We start from the raw sequence: 18,924 nt of genomic DNA, 5'->3' as shown, positions 1-18,924 counted from the left end.
GGTAGATGGAATGAAAGTGAATCATCTTACCGTGGGAGGCCTCACGGACGGGCAGAAGCAGAGAAAGAAGCCCGGTTGAAACAAGATTTATCGTGAGGAGTCAGCAGAAGCCATAGTACAGAGGTGAAAAGACACCGAAGGAAGGGCTGAACCAAAGGAGGTGTGGGTCAATGAAAGTTACTGAAGGTGGCGATTTAAACCACAGACAACTTCGAAACGAAGGCGAGCTGCAAAGGACATCTGCGGAACAGAGAGAGTATGCAGACGCGTGCGTGCCACTTAAGATGATTGAAACCGACAACACCAACACCAAAGAGCAGAACGAAGGACTACTCGAGCAAATCCTGAGCTCCGAAAATTTGAACCAAGCCTACCGGCAGGTGAAGAAGAACAAAGGAGCTGGAGGAATCGACGGCATGCAGGTGGAGGAACTTCTACCCTACCTGAGAGACCATAAGGAAGAACTCGTAGAGTCTCTTCGAGAAGGAACCTATCGTCCAACCCCCGTAAGAAGGGTGGAAATACCCAAAGAAAACGGAAAGACGAGAAAGTTGGGAATCCCCACTGTAGTCGACCGGCTTATTCAACAGGCCATAGCCCAAATTCTGAGCCCTATTTTCGAAAAACAATTTTCAGAGAGTAGTTTCGGCTTCCGGCCCAACCGGAGTGCTCATGATGCCCTGAAGAAGTGCCAAAGCCATATCACAGCAGGCTACAAATACGTAGTGGACATGGATTTGGAGAAATACTTCGACACCGTCAACCAAAGTAAGCTCATCCAAATCCTATCGGAGAGCATTAAAGATGGGCGGGTCATATCGCTCATCCACAAATTCCTCAGAGCAGGAATAAGGGTCGATGGAATGTTCGAAGAAAGTCCAGAGGGAGTGCCCCAAGGGGGCCCCTTAAGCCCGCTACTAGGTAACATCATGTTGAATGAATGTGACCAAGAGCTGGAAAAGCGAGGACACCGCTTTGTGAGGTATGCGGATGACCTGATGATCTTCTGCAAAAGTAAGAAAGCGGCCCAGCGAAGCTTGGAACATATCTTACCGTATATCGAGAAGAAATTATTTCTGAAGGTCAACCGAGAGAAAACCAAGGTGTCGCATGTCAACTATGTGAAATACCTTGGGTATAGCTTTTACATCTCTCGAGGAGAAGGCCGACTGAGAATCCATCCCCAAAGCATCAGAAAACTCAAGGACAAAATCCGGGAAGTCACAGGGCGAAGTAACGGGATGGGAATCGAAGAAAGGAAAACCAAGCTGAACCAAGTGGTCAGAGGATGGACGAATTACTTTAAGCTGGCAGACGCAAAGAGTCAGCTGAAAGAGATAGACGAATGGATGAGAAGCCGGATACGAATGGTGGCCTGGAAACAGTGGAAGCGAATTCGAAGCCGCTATGACTACCTGAAGAGAGCAGGCATAAGCAAAGAAAAGGCATGGATGTGGGCAAACACAAGAAAAGGATATTGGCGAATAGCTCATAGTCCAATAGTGAGGATTGCCTTGCCTAACAAACGATTCGAACAAGCTGGATATCTCAGTTTCACAGGATGTTATTCTGCAAAGTAAGGTGTAAACTTTGGAAGCGCCGTATACCGAACGGTACGTACGGTGCTGTGGGAGGTCGGCTGACCAAATAATGGTCAGCCTCCTACCCGATTGCAGTCTTTCGCGAAGATTGCTTATCCGCTCGCTTAAATTCGTTCTCTGCCTTAAAGTAAAATCCTTGGGCAGCTTATCGGGTCTGAGGGGTGGGCTTCTCTGAGTCGGGCAGCTTTTTCATCCTCTGCTGGTATTGTCTGCGACAGGGCAGGCTGCTTTGCAAAACTTCATTATTTGGAATCAAACTATAAAAATGGCTTGATACGACTGTAATTTGGAAAAGAAAGTGGGATTAGTAGAGATGGGATGGTTTATTAATTTAAAAACAAGTAGAAAACTCTTGATCTGCTTTTTACTAATGGCCCTATTAATCCTGACTGTTGGCATCACCGGGCTGTTTAACCTGGGCAAAGTCAACGCTAACCTCACAAAAATCACCCGGGACGGCATCCAGCCCATCCTCATTTTGGAAGACTTGAATAAGAGCTTTGCCAAAGGAGCCGCGGAGTTGGCCGGTGTGGTCTGGAAAAGCCAGGTTGCAGAAGACTCTGCACTGATCAGCGATTCCCGCCGGGTGATTGCCCAGGCTATCGAAGACGGCGACCTGCTGCTCCAGCAGTATCAAATGCTCAACTTGACCGACGAAGAAAAAGAACTGTTAGGGGAATTCAAACGTGAGGAGGCCGTTTACCGCGACTTGCGGGAAAAGGCCATGACAGCCGTTGAATTAAAAAGCTATGCCTTAGCCGGTGACTTTAACCAGCAAGCCGGTCTGCAGCAGGCTAAGGTGGAAGGAATCATCGATCAGATGATTGAGTGTTCCCTGGCCCATAATGAGGAGCTTCAGCGCGCTTCGGAACAGGACTTTGCCAAAGCCGGCATGGTCATTATGATCCTGACCGCCTGCGGTTTTGTCTTGGCTTTGTTATTCAGCCTGCTCCTGGGGAGAATGATCAGCCGCCCGATTCTGGCTGCCGTTGAGCAGGCTGAATTATTTGCCCAAGGGGATTTTTCCACGGATCAGCAAAAAAGCTTTATCGGCAGGAAGGACGAAATCGGCCAATTAGCCCAGGCCTATGATGAGATCGACGGCAATATGAGCCGCCTTCTGGAACAAGTGATGGCGGCTGCCGAAGATCTCAAGACAGTGGGAGCGGAATTATCGGTGTCGGCTGAAGAGCTGAACACTCAGGGACAAAACATCAATGCCGGAGCGGAACAGATTGCGGCAGGCATGGAGGAGACGGCAGCCTCGGCGGAAGAAATGCTGGCTTCCGGAACGGAGATCAGCAACGGGGCCGGCAGGCTGGCCGGGAAAGCCGCTGAGGGCAGCAGAATCGTCCAGGAAATCGAGAAGAAAGCCCAGCTGATGCGTGCCAATGCTGAAGCGTCACGGGGAGCGACCCTGAGCATGTATCAGCACAAACAAGGAGAGATCCTCGCCGCCATCAAAAACGGTGAAGTGGTTCAGGAAATCAGGATCATGGCCGAAACCATCGACGGCATCGCCGGGCAGACCAATCTCCTGGCCTTGAACGCCGCCATCGAAGCAGCCCGGGCCGGAGAGCAGGGAAGGGGCTTTGCTGTAGTCGCCGAAGAAGTGCGGAAGCTGGCCGAACAATCGGCCCAGACCGTAGCGGGAATACATGACGTGATTAGCAAAGTCACCGAAGCCTTTGGCCAGCTCTCCCGCAATTCCTCCGATGTGTTAACCTTCATGGAGGAAAAAGTCATTCCCGATTACGAGCTGCTCGTAGAGGCAGAAGGACAATATGCCCAGGATGCCCACCGGGTAGGAACCCTGGTGGAAGACTTCGCCGCCACATCAGAGCAAATGCTGGCCGCCATCGAGCAAATGAGCAACGCCATCCAAACCGTTTCCGCTTCCGTTCAGGAAAGCACCGGCAGTTCCCAGGAAATCGCCCAGAATATGAGCCGGATGGCCGGGGTGATGGAGCAGGTGGCCAGGGCCGCTCAGAGCCAGGCTGAACATGCCATGGACTTGAATGCTATGGTGGAGAAGTTCAAAATCTGATAACCATATCCATAATGTCATCCTATCCACCAATGCCCGTCATATTCATTGATGTGCATTGGTCTGTTATGCCCATTATGCCTATTATAACCCAATAAAAGCCCCTCCTTTGATTGATAGCCATAGCTTATCAATCCTCCTTAATCGTTAATTATCACCCCAGATTAACTATAGTATAATTTTTTTAGAGATGATTTCCGGGGGCATTGGCCAATGAACTCAGGATAAGCTGAAAATTTGCATAGTATAGATGACGAAAGGATGTTATGAAAAATGAAGAGGAAAGCTCTAACAGAAAAAATCGCCGTGATCGGAGTGGACGGTTTTGAGCCAAGGCTCGCCAAAAAGTTCCTGGACCAAGGCAAAATGCCCAATTTGCAAAAGTTCATCGACAGAGGCTCCTGCCGGGAGGATCTGGTCCTATTGGGGGCCGTGCCCACCGTTACACCGACTCTCTGGACAACCTTGTCTACCGGCGCCTATCCGGGAACCCACGGCATTACCTGCTTCTTTGGGCACAATCATGGTCAGTTGGATAGTCTGGTCTATAATCTGGACTCCAGACGCTGTAAAGCGGAACCCCTGTGGAATATTTATGCTGAAGAGGCCAACAAGAAAACCTTGGTCTGGCATTGGCCGGGCAGCTCATGGCCTGCCACTTCGGACAGCCCCAATCTTCATGTTGTTGACGGTACTCAGCCCCAGACCATCAATACAGGCATTGCCGGTATAGATATTTCGAAGATAGTCGTTGCTTCAGAGAAATTTACAGAGGTACAATTCCTGCCCAATACGTCCACGATTACCCCCGGCGCCGGCTGCATCATTGAGAATGTGGAAGAGCTAATGGAAGATGACGGGGAAGTCAGTTATTTAAGAGCAGCCATCTCAAGCGGCGCCAAAGTTATTAAAAATATCATTACTTGTGAAGAGGAAAACGAGGTCAATGTCCTGGCCAAAATGATTGCCGATTCAGTCAAGTCACCGATCAAAGAAGCTGCAGGCTGGGCTAAGGCCCCTGCCGGCGCCAAGGAGTTTACCATTATCCTGGGCAAAGGCCTGGAACGCCGTCCGGTCCTGCTTTTACAAAACGAACAAGGCATTTACGATACAATTCAGGTTTATAAATCCAAGAAGGATGCCCAGCCTCTTGTCACCCTTAAAGCCGAACAATCAGCTTATGATGTGGTGGATACCATCACCAATGACGACGGAGAACCTGTTTTAGGCAACAGAAATTACCACGCCTTAACCATCAGCCCCGACGGGTCTCAGGTCACCATGCTGATCGGTATGGCCATGGATGTAAGCCGGGATGATTTATTCCACCCCAAGAGTTTGTACAAGGAAGTGATCGAGAATATCGGCTATGTTCCTAACAGACCGGTAGTGAACGGCGCTAACGAAATCCTGGTCGACAAAGTATTTATTCCCACCTGGGACCACTATTCCCAGTGGCAGGCCGATTGCCTGACCTATTTTATGAAAAACAATAAGTATGATATCATCTTTTCCCATCTGCATAATGTGGATAATGGCGGTCATCTGTTCTGGCATTTTGCCAAGCATCAGGAGATGTGGAAAAACAACGAAGAAGCTTACAAGGTATTTATCGAGAGAATGTATATTCAGACCGATAATTATATAGGAAGATTCCTGCCTTATCTGGATGAAGGCTGGACCATCATCGTCACCGCGGATCACGGCCTAAGCTGCCAGGAAAATCACGGCGTGGAATTGGGTGAAGCCGGCGGCATCACCACACCGGTCATGGAAGAACTGGGTTATAGTAAAATGCTTCTGGATGAAAACGGCAACCGGACTCACGAATTTGATTGGGCCCATACCAAAGCAGTGGCCAGCCGCGGCAATCATATTTATATTAACTTGATCGGCCGGGATGAGCACGGAATCGTTGACCCTAAAGACCAATACGATTTGGAAACCCAGATCATCTCCGATTTGTACCAATACCGGGATCACAAAACCGGCAAACGGGTGGTGGCCCTGGCTATGCGCAATAAGGATGCCGTGATTCTCGGTCTGAGCGGACCGGAGTGCGGGGATATCGTCTACTTCAAAGAAGAGACCTTCAATGTGATCCACGCTGACTCCTTATCCACCCAAAACGGCTATGCCGACACCTCCCTTTCCCCGATTTTTGTGGCAGCCGGACCGGGAATCAAAGAAGGCTTTAAAACGGAACGGGTCATCCGCCAGGTAGATATCGCGCCGACCATGGCTTTCCTGAGCGGCGTTCGCTTACCGGCTCAGTCCGAGGGCTCACCTGTTCATCAAATTCTTACGGAAGAAATTTAACACATTGCCGGATTCACTTCCCGCTTCGACAAGCGGGAGGTGAATCCGGCAGCAATTTTTGGTATCCTAGTTCAATGGCGATGCAAACCGCCATAAAGACCAAGAGGAGGTTGGAAAGATATGTCCTTACAACGATTAAATGCCAAGAGCTTTGAAGAGATTATTTATGATCAAGGGAGCCCCTGCCTGGTGATCTTTTCAAGAAAAACCTGCCATGTCTGCAAAGGGGTAGTGCCGATTCTGGAAGAAATGCAGCCTGACTACGAGGGCAAATTCGGGTTTTATTATGTCGATGTGGAGGATGAACAGGCTTTATACCAAAGATTTTCCCTCAAAGGGGTTCCCCAGATTCTTTTCTTTAAAGATGGGGAGTTTCAGGGAAAACTGGTGGGCGCTGTGGATGATGAGAAGGTGAGCGATAAGATTATGGAGGTTGATGAGGGGTAAGAAGGGGGCACTCATGCTGGATTATCTTGTCCCCGCTTTGTGGAGATTAATTAAGAAGTAGTCAAATAGTCAAAAAAGTTGGATCTGAAACAACGAAGCCAATCTGATATCACTGGCACATGATATTGGATTGGCTTCGTTGCCTTAGCTCAGCTTAATCCCCGTTGCATGGGAGTAATGTCCAAGGCATATTCAAACGTATATCTTTTGCGTCCCTCCCTCAAAATGTTTAACTTTCATCATATTATTTGTTTGATGATTTTTATTAGTTTGAAAATAAAAAGAGGAAAATTAGGTTTATATGTCAAATGTTTATATATATTGAAAGAAAGGGGAGGAGACTTTGAACGAAGAAATTTTAGACCAAATTATTAGTGAACTAAGAAAGGTAAACAGAGATAAAAGAATAAGAGATATCCAAGAATATATATTAGAGAGATTTCCAGAGTCTAAATGTAGAATTTCGACGCCTAGCGACTTATATAATTATAAAGATCTAGATTTTAATGAGGAAGATATAGAAATTTTCTTTAAGATCATTAACCAGAGTTATTCATTAGGTGAACCATACTTTATTGTGAATTTTCATATGAAGCCAGATGAGGGAGTAGATGCCTTAGTTGCCGAAATTATAAAATCATTAGAAAAAGGAGCAGATGTCTCTGACGAATATAAGTTCACCGCTGCAGAATTAGTTGGAAATCCTACTCCTCAAGAAGGACGATTAAGAATTTATTACAATGAGTTTGCTTTAGTAAGAACAAGAGAAGGAGTTAAGAGAGTTAATGAAGAAAATCCAATAAGTTACGGTTATGTTGATATTAACTTCCTGAAAGAGAAGCAAATAATTATGATTAATGTTGGGCATTATGTCCTAGCCAGATGGATTAAAGTATATATTGAAAAAAATTTTTATAAATCTTATGAAGTAGGATTAAGCTTTTTTAAGATCAAGAGAAATCTGTTTAAGTACGATGGACCAATAGATTTTGACCCCGTTACTGTTTTTCTGCTGGAATTAGTTACAAATACTCTTGAAGATACTGACCATAGAATTACAAATCACAAGCAATTCGGTTTTGAAAATTTAAAAAGCAAACAGGTTAAGACCGTTAAATTAGGGGGGCAGGATTTAATCGAATCTGAATCGGTGGCAGATCAGGTGGAAAATGGGTTTAAGCTGAAATCTGTAGAGTTTGGCCTAGAAATCGCTGGTCACCCTGTTCCAATGAACGCAAGTGTAGCTATATATGCGGGAGCTGCAGTCAAAATCAATATTAAAGAAATTGACAATAAAAATTACGCTGAAGATTTTATTCTCTATGTTTGGGAAAAAGTTAGCGGTTTGTTAAGTATAGGAATCACCGTTCCTTCGGGGCAAAGTATTATAGCTCATTATTTTCCATGTGTTGTTTCCAGACTACGCCTCATGATACAAATTACAAAAAATGAAATTTTGGCAGCCTTGCTTAGACATCCGACATTAAATAGCCACGGAGATTTGATTAATGAGATTGTTGAAAAGGTATAGCTTAAAGTGGATGCTGCAGAAAGGTGGTGATATTAATTTTTACATTAGATTTTAAGCCTTATTTAGTATCATCTCTAAATTATGTAGAATTTTTAAGTTGGATTTCGGCAGGCATTATAACATTAATAGGGCTTCTCACTGTTTTTATCAGTGTGCATTACCAGGACTATATTCTTAAGTCCAAAGAGTTAATCTGGAAATTAAATTATGAAGAAATGGATTTAAAAGGATTAATAAGTTATTTGCATGAATATGAATTTCGTTGGGAAGGTTTAGATCTCTATAATAAAGCAGTTTCAATCTATAAATATATGTCATGGTGTTTAACTGTGTTATGGTTTGGAGGAGCGCTAGTCTATTTTATATTGGAACCATTAAGTTTTAGCCGTTTTATTATAGCTGGTTCATATGTATTATTTGTATTTATACTTTGGAGAATATATTTTTTATTTCGCGGACGTGTAAAAAAACCGCAAGACATTAATACATTACTCGATGCAGGCCAGTTAAATGTTATATATGCTTACGGAACATCAATATTTCAAAAGATTTTGAAGCCTGCATTTGCATTTAATGTTTCAAGGCTCGATTCAACGGTTGAAATAACATATTCTCTTCCTATCAGTATGAATAACTATTCAATAATTCTATATGCGACAAAAGATTTTAAGCCTTATCTTCACATAGTTTATAAATCAAAGAAAAAAAGCTCGCTAGAAATGATCAGAGAAAAGATTGTTTTGGATGATTTAAAAATTAATAAGATGCTTTATGAAAATATTAATAATTATACATTTGCATTTTTTATTCGATATGGTGAATCTGATGAATGGGAAGAATTCACAACATTAAAAGAGAGAGAGGAAAGTGACCAAATTGTATCTTATACTGTTAATTTAAAAGAAAAAAAGGATTACTCCCAAGTCCCAAGAGACGCTCAACAGCAACTCTTGGATATAACTAGTGGAACTATGGAGTACTGGATTAGACCAGAGGAGTAGAGTATCAATTGATAAGAACTTAATTTTTGAAGTTCATAAGAGCAAAATCAATATCAGAGCCACCTGGTATTGATTGGTATGAATAAAACCTTTACTGAATTTCTTGAGTGATATTTGTTTACAAGGGGAGGGCCATGGAGAACACAACGACAAGGTTAGACTCGCAAGAGATGATCAACCCAAGACTTGCTATACCGGATGCTGCACCACTCGTGCTTTCACTGCGGTCAGTTGGCTATACTTTAGAAACGGCCCTAGCTGATATTATTGATAACAGCATCACTGCCAAAGCAACAGAAATAAACATTGATATTAAATGGAACGAAGCATTGAATTATATAAGTGTGCGCGATAATGGGTATGGAATGAATGAAACTGATCTGCACCAAGCAATGAAAATCGGCTCGAAGAATCCTATTGATCCAAGAGGCAATAATGATCTAGGCCGTTTTGGCATGGGATTAAAAACGGCAGCTTTTTCATTATGCAAACGCCTTACTGTTGGCAGCAAGCTTATAGATGCTAATGAAATGAGTATGAGAGTATGGGATATAGACTATATTGCTCAATCAAACATTTGGGAATTATTTGATGAAAGCTCGACACGCAATTGGAAGGACGCCTTAAGCTGGTTTGGCAACTGCGAGCAGGGAACTATTGTCGTACTGGAAAAATTGGACAGGCTCATAACAGAAAATCTGAGCGATCAGGCGATAGGGCGTTTTTGGCAACGGATTGCAGATATGGAGAAGCATTTGTCGATGGTTTTTCACAGATTTTTGTCTGGGCCTCAAGCAATTGCTATTCTTATTAATGGGAAAAAAATTGAACCATGGGATCCATTCATGAGGAAGTCGTTTGCAACGCAGGAATTTAGAGAAGAATTTCTGGAATGCAATGGCGAAAGCGTTCGCGTTCATGCATTTATTTTGCCGCACCATTCGAAAATGTCAGTTGAAGAATATGATGAAGCTGGCGGAGTAAATGGGTGGATGGAGCAGCAGGGCTTTTATGTATATAGGAACAAACGCTTGATTGTGCCGGGCACATGGTTTAAAATGCTGCGAAAAAATGAGCCGGGACAGCTTGCCAGAATTCAGCTGGATTTGACTGGCGATATGGATTTTGAATGGAAAATAGATGTAAAAAAATCCTCTGCAGCTCCCCCTTCCATCCTGCGCGAAGGAATACGAAGGATTGCAAAAACAGCCCAGGAGGCTTCGCGCAAAGTTTATTACTATAGAGGGGCTGTTATCAACCAGCGAGTGAAGGCGGAAGACAATGATGCAATATGGGAGCAGGCTTCAGTTCGTGGAAGAACATTTTTTAGAATAAATCGCGGCCATGCTTTGCTCAAGGATGCGAAAGCTCAATTGAGCGCTGATGCAGAAAAAAAACTCAATACGTTCCTAAGTCTGATTGAGGGGTATGCGCCTATGAACGCATCTCTGGCCGGACCTGTTTCAGGGGGGACGGGTCAAGAAAATGAGTTGATAGAAAGTGCGGCGCGCTTCTGCCTTGACTTAGTTGATGCAGGCTACAGTTCATCTGAGGCCTTGAGAAAGGTGCTTCAAATCAGCATCTATGAAGGATTGGCTGAGGCCATAAAAAACAAGCTGCAACTTTGAAAGGAGAAGCTTATGGAGAGAGAGGCAATTGCCAGGATAGCAGTTGAATATTGCTGGTCTATGAAGGAAAAAGAGAACTCTTTTGAAGAAGCTGTTGCCAAAACAGTTGAATTTGTAAAAGGCAATCTGCCGGGTGGAGCAGAAGTTGATATTGAATGGCTTAAAGAACATCTAAGATTATCTATCACACAAGAAGTATCAGATTATTTAATGCTTCAGGGAGAAGATCAAAGGATAAAGGACAAATGGTGGTCAGAACAAAAAAACAGAAACTCTCTAATGCACTGGAATCGCTGGAGAAGGTATTTAACTGTAGAAAAAAATTGGAGTCCAGGAGTTATAGACAGCATTGATGAGATTACTGACCGAATATTGGATGCGATAGATGATCCAAAAGAAACATCTATATTAGGTGATCGAAGAGGACTTGTTCTAGGATATGTCCAGTCAGGCAAAACGGCCAATTATGCTGGACTGATCAACAAGGCTCTGGATGCTGGGTTTCAGCTGATTATTGTATTGGCCGGAATGCATGACAGCCTAAGAATGCAGACGCAAACACGCCTGGATGAAGAAGTTTTTGGATGTGATTCCAGCTTTGAGCTAGCTATAAAGAACGGCATGTTTATGGAGCCTACTGGAGTTGGAAAACTTATGTTGTCTGAACAGCTTATGGTGAATATGTACACCGGCAGGGATAAAAAAGGCGATTTTAAAAGAAGCCAGGCCAATAAAATCCAACTGCTAGGTGGACGCCCTTCAGTCTTTGTTGTGAAAAAGAATGCAACAATTTTAGAAAATCTATATAAGTTCTTTAGAAATGGAAATCTGACCAAAGCTCATTTGCTAAAGCAAGGGAAGGCAATAATCGCAAATATTTCGATGCTGATGATTGATGATGAGGCTGATCAAGCCTCGGTCAATACAAGAGCAATAAGCGATGAAAATGGCAGCATCCTGCCCGAGTACAAGCCTTCGCGTGTAAATGCAGAAATCAGAAGGATTTATAATTTGTTTTCCAATAAGGCCTATGTGGGATATACAGCTACCCCATATGCAAATATCTTTATTCATGATGAGGCGGGAACTGAGGAATATGGCAAAGAGCTGTTCCCAAAAGACTTCATTGTTTGTCTTCCCAAGCCGTCCAATTATATTGGCCCGGCAGAGTTTTTTGGGCTCAACCGCAACGACGGAGAGAACATGCAGCTGATTAGAGAGGTTCAGTATGATCCTTTGTTTGTGCCTGCCAATGCAAAAAAGGACCATGTGCCAGTAAAATTGCCGGATACACTTATAGAAGCGATTGGAGCTTTTCTTATCTCATCATCAGTGCGCTTTTTTCGCAATCAGAAGAATAGCCACATGTCCATGCTGATCCACGCCGCGCGCTATACAGATATTCATTTTGAAATTAAGGACCTGGTGGCCGCAAAAATAAATGATATAAAAAATCGTTTGAGGTATGAGAATCCCAATGAACCTTCTTCTTTTGCAGCCAGGCTTAAATTGCTGTGGGTGGAAGATTTTTTTGGAACTTCATTGCATATGCGTCAAAACTTTCTTGATTTGGCTGGCGAATGCGAAATGCCTGAATGGCCAACCGTGCTTGAAGGAGTAGAGCACGTCTTGCAGAAGCTTGAAGTGCTTGCAGTTAATGGTGTCAGCGACGATGAACTGAAATATAAAGATTTTCCTGAAGGAAGAATCGTAATCGTTGTTGGGGGAGACAAACTCTCCCGGGGATTGACGCTGGAGGGACTGTCCACAAGTTATTTCCTTCGGGCTTCTACTTATTACGACACCTTGATGCAAATGGGAAGATGGTTTGGATATAGGCCAAGATATCTTGATGTTTGCAGGCTGTACACAACAAAGACTTTGGCTGAATGGTTCGGTCATATTGCCGTGGCAACAGAAGAATTGCGCAGTGAGCTTTTTGATATGGATCAGCGGAAAGCATCGCCCAAAGAGTATGGACTGAAAGTTCGAACTCACTCTGAACTGTATATAGCTGCGAAAAACAAAATGCAGGCATCCTATGAAATGCAGGACGATTACAGCAATATTGTGAGTGAAACGACTAAATTCAACCTTGATGACGAGGATTTTTTCCGCAGCAATCAGAGCGCAACGGATCATTTCATCAGACAGCTTGGCGCGCCTGATAGAAATTATCTTCTCAAAAAACGTCCGCGCAAATATGCTCAAGCATCAAGCATGCCGAAGCACTATTTTTGGGAGAATGTTGACGGCTTCAGCATTTGCAGCTTTTTATCCGAATATAAAACTGCCCGCAATGCTCCGCGGGCAAACAGCTCCCGCTTAAAGGAATATATCAGCAGGCAGATGGAAAAAGGCGGGTTGACTGAGTGGACCGTGTGCTTGATTAATGCTGAAGACAACGAGCAGGAAAGAAAGACGTTCGAATTGGGAGGCCTCCCAATTGAACGGGGAGTTAAAAGAGCCAAAGGAAAGAACAGAGGTGCCAAGGCATTTGGCCGAATGCTTACGCAGGACCATGAATATCTTGATTTTGATGACAGTCAGATGGATAGGGTTGATGAGCTTAGAGCCAAGGCATCTAAACAGAAGCGTTCCAGTATAATAAAGGACAGTGTGGGGACTGATTGGGAAGCCGCTGCATATATTCGGCGCGAACTAAGAGGCAGCCAGCCAAACCATGGGCTTATTCTCATATATCCCATTGAAAAGGAAGGCAGTGTTTTTTCCAATCTTGCGGAAGATATTGTGCCTATCGGCATAGGCCTGGTTTTCCCGCCAAGCCATGAATCGACTCCAGTTTCATATATGGCCAATAATGTCTTCCGCACTATGGAAGAGGAGGACGCACTAGAATGACTGAAAATGTGATGTGGGCCCGTGAAATTTTTACTGCACTTGATCAGGAATATCATTTGAAAAATTGGAGCGGGCACGATCCTCTTTTATCACGCCAAATGAAGTTGAGCCAGGAGATTTTGGCTGTTTTTGCTGTAAGAAAAATAGATGGAAGACATGTTTTGTATTTGCAATGCAATCCTGAAGATGCAGCCAAAGGCCATAAATACCCGGCTTGGAAAGGAATTTCCATTGAATTTTCCGGCTTTGGCAATTCAGGAATGGATGGATGCTTTGTCCGCATCGAACAGTGTGAGGGAAGCGCTGATGAAGTATATTTGGCGGTTTGCGATGATTTGTGCGTTTGCCTGAAAGGAACCGATAGGGAAAACCTGCGCAAAAAGCTTTCCTCAGCGCTGGAGCGCTGGAGACGCTTCTTCTCTCTTCGGGACAGCATCAAGCTGACAAGAGAAGAACAGCTGGGTTTGTTTGGCGAGCTATGGCTGCTGCGCAGCATGCTTTTGAACGGTTTGGGCCAGCAGGCAATTGCCTGCTGGAAAGGGCCATACCATGAGGTATTTGATTACTCCCTAAGCAATATGAGCATTGAAGTAAAAACAACTGCTTCCAAAATGCCCTACAAAGTATATATCAGCAATGAAATGCAGCTTGATGACCGGCTTGCAGGAGGCAAACTGGCATTGTGCTTTATTGCATTGCAGCCTAACGACTTTTCTGGGGAAACCTTGGAGGACATCGTGAAAGGCATTGAGGACTATATTCAAGGAGAAGAGGCTGCATGCAGCTTATTTAAGGATAAAATATTTGGGTGCGGATTGGGAAGCCCATATATAGGCAACTATACTGCAAGATATATTGTCAAGGAACATGCTTTTTTCAACATCGCAGAAGGATTCCCTCGTATTCTAAGTGGAAATTTGCCTAATGGACTGGGGGATATATCCTATTCCCTAGAAATAAGCGCTTGCGCCAGCTATGGAATAAGCGAGCAGGAATTCTGGCAGACTGTGAAGCTGCACTCAAAGGAGGCAACTGCATGATTTTGGATGACTTCCATGCAATGATTTGCGAGGATGCCAGGGCAGAGCATGAGGCTGGCCGCTACCGTACAACAGAGGAGGCTATGGAGGGAATTCTGTGCGGCTATCTGGAAGAGGAGCAGGTAATAAGCGATATTCAGCTTAGCCCCTATCAAAAAACCAGCTCCAGCAGACAGGCCATGATGGTAAGCGCGCATGCATTTGATGAGAAAAGTGCAACTCTCAGCTTGATTGTGGTAAAATGGGAGCGGAGCAGCAAGCTTGCAAAGATGAGCAGGAATGATGCGAACCGCATGTTCAAAATGGTGCGCAGGTTTTATAGAAATGCTAAAGCAGGCATGTGCAAGGAAATGGAGGAAACAGATACGGCCTACACGCTGGCGCAAATGATATATGAAAGGCAGTCCTTCATCTCCTTTGCACGCATTGTTTTAGTCTCAAACGCTGTTGTCGATATAGATCCGCCAGCAGACACGGTGGAAGAGGATATCGTCTTCTCATATGATGTATGGGATATTGATCGGATTTTTAGGCTTGTCGGACAAGCTGATAGTGCAGAAGAAAATACTATTGATTTGAGAGATCAATATGATTGCAGCATCAATATGATGAAAATGCAGGCTGATCATCAGAAATATGACTGCTATGTAGGCATGCTGCCAGGGGCTGTATTGGCAAGGATATACGATGAGCATGGACAGCAGCTCATTGAGCGAAACGTGCGTTCCTTTTTGCAGGCCAAGAATGCTGTAAATAAGGGAATTCGAGATACAGTGCGCGATGAGCCGGAGATGTTCATGGCGTACAACAATGGTATTTCAACAGTAGCGGCGTGGATAGAATCGGATGATTTGGGCAACGGCATTGTTTCAGTCCATAAGCTTCATGGCTGGCAAATTGTCAATGGAGGCCAAACTACGGCATCTCTTGCCAATGCGTATAAATCGAAAATGGACTTAAGCCAGGTGTTTGTTCCTATTAAGCTGACAATTCTCAAGTCAGGAAAAGACAAAGACCGGATTATTGCATATATATCCAAATATGCGAATAGCCAAAACAAGATTACAATGTCTGACTTCAGCGCTAATGCGCCTTGGCATGTTGAAATGGAAAAGCTTTCGCGCAGGATATGGGTCCCATCCCGGCAACGCATGCGCTGGTTCTATGAGCGTGCCCGCGGCCAATATCTTGTTGAGCTCAACAGGCAAAGCACTCCAGCTCGCAAAAAGAATTTCAGAGAAGAGAATCCCAAGAGCAGAGTTGTTGCTAAAACTCTTGCAGCCAAGTGCATGATGTGCGCTATGCAGAAGCCGCATATCGTCAGCAAAGGATCTGAAACCAATTTTGTTAAATTCATGGAGCTGATTGAAGCTGGCAAGGTGCCATTTCCAGACGAGAGATATTATAAACATATGATTGCAAATGTCATCCTTTTTGATGAATGCGATCGGATTGTCAAGAAACTGCAGTTGGGAGACTATAAGGCAAATGTTGTTGCGTATTCCATCGCTTTGGCTTATCGCCTCTTTAAAGATAAGATTGAACTTGATAAAATATGGAAAAAACAGGGAATTGATGAACAACTTGAGTCGTTTCTAAAAAAGCTGGCTCAAAAGGTTTGGGATCATATAACTCACCCATCAATTGAAGGAACCAATATAACCCAATGGTGCAAGCGTGAAGAGTGCTGGAATCTCCTGCTCAGGCGTCAAGGGATTGAAACTGCTTCGGCTGAAATGGAGGATGAAGAAGATGAAGAAGATGAAGAAGCTTAATACGATCGATTTATTCGCAGGTGCTGGAGGGCTTAGTCTTGGTTTCTTAAGAACTGGTCGTTTTAATGTTGCGGCTGCAGTTGAATTTGATAAAAATGCTGCTAAGACCTATGCTGAAAATCACAAAGGGGTATATGTACTCCAGGAAGATGCATCCAAAATATCGTTTAAAGAAAAGATAGAAGACAAATACGGCAAGGTGGATGTTGTCATAGGAGGTCCTCCATGCCAAGGGTTTTCAAATGCAAATAGGCAAAAAAACAGCTTGATCAGTGGAAATAATCAGTTGGTGCAGCATTATGTTCGTGCTATTGAGGAATTGAACCCAAAGGCATTTGTTCTAGAAAATGTAAAGACATTAGAATCCAGCAAGCACTTTTTCTTTGTTGCCAGTGATAATCTGGAAGAAGTTCGGGAATTGAGCATCCCAACAAGAAAGGAAAAGATAGTTCTTGTTGCTGGGAAAGAATCTGTTGCTCTGACAGGTGATGTGCTCAAGCATAAAGGCGGCTTCAGCTTGTACAGGATCAAAAAAGAAGGAATCAGTCTGCTTTGCAAGCTTTTTAAATTCTCGCGAACAAGTGAACGTGCAGAAGATTATATCGAGAAGAGGGCGAAAGAAATAAAGAAGCTGTTTGCGGATTGGGATCATTTGCATGGGAGTTTTTGGGATGAAAACTGGGAGAAGTTTTTTCTAAGCAGCAAAGAAATTTTAAAGAGATTTATATATGAAAAGCATGGTTATGCTGAGTACCACGAGAGGCTTAAAACTCTGGTGGAGATAGAGCAGGCAATAGAGCGGTTGAATGAACTGGAGGAAAACCACATTGATTTTGACATCCAGAAATTAGATTATCGCATAACAGCAACTGCAGATGTTTTTAGTGTTAAGGACTACTTGGAACATAAATTCAGAGCACTGGGATATGCCACAAACAAAGCGGTTTTGAATGCGGCTGATTTTGGCGTGCCTCAAACTCGAGAGCGCTTTATTAGGATAGGCATAAAAAAGGATATCATTGGCGAGAAAGAAGTTAGGATGCCTTCTCGTATTCTTCATGAGGAAGACTATAATACTGTAAGAGACGCGATTGAGGATTTGGAGAACTTGGAAGCATCAACTCAAATAGATGCTCCAGAGACGCATTCTGTCTTTAAAGGCAGGTCAAAGCTTGCAGCTCTGCTTTGTGACAGAGATTCGGTAAGCAATCATGTGATTACCGATACAGGAACTGTTGCCAAGGCGAGGTTTATGGCCCTTGGGCAAGGAGAAAATTTCCATAATCTTGATGCGTTGTTGAAAAAAACATACTCTTTGCCGGAGCGTACACAGAATACAATCTACTTGCGGTTGCAATATGATGAGCCGTCTGGAACTGTAATAAATGTTCGCAAATCCATGTGGATACATCCAACCCTTAATAGAGCATTAAGCATTAGGGAAGCGGCGAGGCTTCAGTCCTTTCCAAACAGTTTCGTTTTTCACGGAACAAAAGATTCTCAATACCAGCAAGTAGGCAATGCAGTGCCGCCCTTATTGGGGCAAGCTATTGCAGAGTGCCTGCTTGAACAGATGGGGGTTCAGTCTGAGAGTTCTTTGGCTTGCGATCTTGGGGTGGAAAATGGAGAAAAACAAAATAGAGGCGATGAAATTGCCTGATATGTTTGATCCCGTGAAGCGGAGCGAAATCATGTCGCATATTCGGTCTAAAAATACCAAAGGGGAAATAATTGTGCGCAAATATTTGCACCGGCTGGGTTTTAGATTCCGCCTGCATGTTTCGAACCTTCCTGGCAAGCCGGATATTGTGCTTCCCAAATACAAATGCGTGATTTTTGTTCATGGATGCTTTTGGCATGCTCATCAAGGGTGCAAATATTATCGCGATCCGAAAACCAATTCTGAATATTGGATTCCTAAAATCCAGCGAAATGTAGAAAGAGATAGGCGTGCGGTTCAAGAGCTTTGCTCTATGGGCTGGAATGTCATTGTGATCTGGGAATGTGAGCTCAAGAAGGACAAGCGAGAAGAAACTCTGGTTAATCTCGTCGAAAGCATCAAGAACAAATCATTATTTAATGAGCTTTTTTTGATTTTTAACCAGGCTTTCATCAAGTTTTGGACAAACAGTGAAGATCTCATCAGAAGTGATATTTCAGAACGTAATCTCTGTGGAAATCTTGCCTTTGAATTACGCGACGCAATCCGCCAATCAAGATTTGCGGATTACTATGTTGATGTCGAATATAATCGTAACAATGGAAAGCTCAAGACGTTAATGGATGAATATATGAAAGTCATCCCGATTACCTGTGATGTAATTGTCCACAGCAGGGGAGAAGTAGTAATTAAAGATAATTTAGTTGCTGTTGAGATGAAAAAATCAAATCAACCAAAGAAAGAAAAAGAGGATGACAGAATTCGGTTAGAGGCACTCACAAAACAATCATATGATAATGTCTGGAGTTTTGACGGACATACGCTTCCAGAACATGTATGTGGATATACACTTGGAGTATATATTGAAATTAATCCGAAGAAATTTAGTGCAAGAGTTGAGTATTATTATAATGGACGATGCATTTTTTCAAGAGTATTAAATAAATAAGCTCCACATTTGTATTTACTCACATTAGTTTCTGAAAGGGGGTGTTTTCCTGGAAAAATCGATT

Annotated in this window: 12 protein-coding genes; all 12 read left to right on the top strand. The window is 43.6% G+C overall.

Going from position 1 to position 18,924, the window contains the following annotated elements; all coding sequences use genetic code 11:
- Positions 1 to 170 precede the first annotated feature (170 nt).
- Entirely contained in the window at positions 171 to 1,580 is a 1,410-nt protein-coding gene (gene ltrA, locus DESLBE_RS13505) for a group II intron reverse transcriptase/maturase (RefSeq protein WP_144677272.1), read from the top strand.
- Positions 1,581 to 1,914: 334 nt separating this feature from the next.
- Positions 1,915 to 3,648, top strand: coding sequence for a methyl-accepting chemotaxis protein (locus DESLBE_RS13500; protein ID WP_144677271.1), 1,734 nt, complete (start codon positions 1,915 to 1,917; stop codon positions 3,646 to 3,648).
- 273 nt (positions 3,649 to 3,921) lie between these two features.
- Positions 3,922 to 5,967, top strand: a complete 2,046-nt coding sequence (locus tag DESLBE_RS13495) for an alkaline phosphatase family protein (protein WP_144677269.1) — start codon at positions 3,922 to 3,924, stop codon at positions 5,965 to 5,967.
- Between the two features lie 120 nt (positions 5,968 to 6,087).
- Positions 6,088 to 6,414, top strand: coding sequence for a thioredoxin family protein (locus DESLBE_RS13490; RefSeq protein ID WP_144677267.1), 327 nt, complete (start codon positions 6,088 to 6,090; stop codon positions 6,412 to 6,414).
- Positions 6,415 to 6,757: 343 nt separating this feature from the next.
- The gene (locus tag DESLBE_RS13485; protein ID WP_144677265.1) at positions 6,758 to 7,945 is read left to right on the top strand and encodes a hypothetical protein; all 1,188 of its coding nucleotides are present in this window, start codon (positions 6,758 to 6,760) and stop codon (positions 7,943 to 7,945) included.
- A 23-nt stretch (positions 7,946 to 7,968) separates the two neighbouring features.
- Complete coding sequence (locus tag DESLBE_RS13480) at positions 7,969 to 8,946, top strand: hypothetical protein (protein ID WP_144677263.1); 978 nt, start codon at positions 7,969 to 7,971, stop codon at positions 8,944 to 8,946.
- Between the two features lie 134 nt (positions 8,947 to 9,080).
- Positions 9,081 to 10,574: an ATP-binding protein gene (locus tag DESLBE_RS13475; protein ID WP_144677261.1), complete on the top strand. Its 1,494-nt coding sequence runs from the start codon at positions 9,081 to 9,083 to the stop codon at positions 10,572 to 10,574.
- Positions 10,575 to 10,586: 12 nt separating this feature from the next.
- The gene (locus DESLBE_RS13470) at positions 10,587 to 13,436 is read left to right on the top strand and encodes a Z1 domain-containing protein (protein WP_144677259.1); all 2,850 of its coding nucleotides are present in this window, start codon (positions 10,587 to 10,589) and stop codon (positions 13,434 to 13,436) included.
- Positions 13,433 to 14,476: a PD-(D/E)XK motif protein gene (locus DESLBE_RS13465; protein WP_144677257.1), complete on the top strand. Its 1,044-nt coding sequence runs from the start codon at positions 13,433 to 13,435 to the stop codon at positions 14,474 to 14,476. The genes DESLBE_RS13470 and DESLBE_RS13465 overlap by 4 nt, the downstream gene beginning before the upstream one ends.
- Complete coding sequence (locus DESLBE_RS13460) at positions 14,473 to 16,251, top strand: AIPR family protein (RefSeq protein WP_144677255.1); 1,779 nt, start codon at positions 14,473 to 14,475, stop codon at positions 16,249 to 16,251. The genes DESLBE_RS13465 and DESLBE_RS13460 overlap by 4 nt, the downstream gene beginning before the upstream one ends.
- Positions 16,229 to 17,911, top strand: coding sequence for a DNA cytosine methyltransferase (locus DESLBE_RS13455; protein WP_172625431.1), 1,683 nt, complete (start codon positions 16,229 to 16,231; stop codon positions 17,909 to 17,911). Before DESLBE_RS13460 ends, DESLBE_RS13455 begins: the two co-directional genes overlap by 23 nt.
- On the top strand, positions 17,874 to 18,860 hold the full coding sequence (locus DESLBE_RS27450) for a very short patch repair endonuclease (protein WP_348981639.1): 987 nt from the start codon (positions 17,874 to 17,876) through the stop codon (positions 18,858 to 18,860). Before DESLBE_RS13455 ends, DESLBE_RS27450 begins: the two co-directional genes overlap by 38 nt.
- Positions 18,861 to 18,924: the final 64 nt, after the last annotated feature.

The organism is Desulfitobacterium sp. LBE, from assembly GCF_007830365.1.
In the GTDB taxonomy this organism is placed as follows: domain Bacteria; phylum Bacillota; class Desulfitobacteriia; order Desulfitobacteriales; family Desulfitobacteriaceae; genus Desulfitobacterium; species Desulfitobacterium hafniense.
This window is presented reverse-complemented; position numbering and strand designations above follow the sequence as displayed.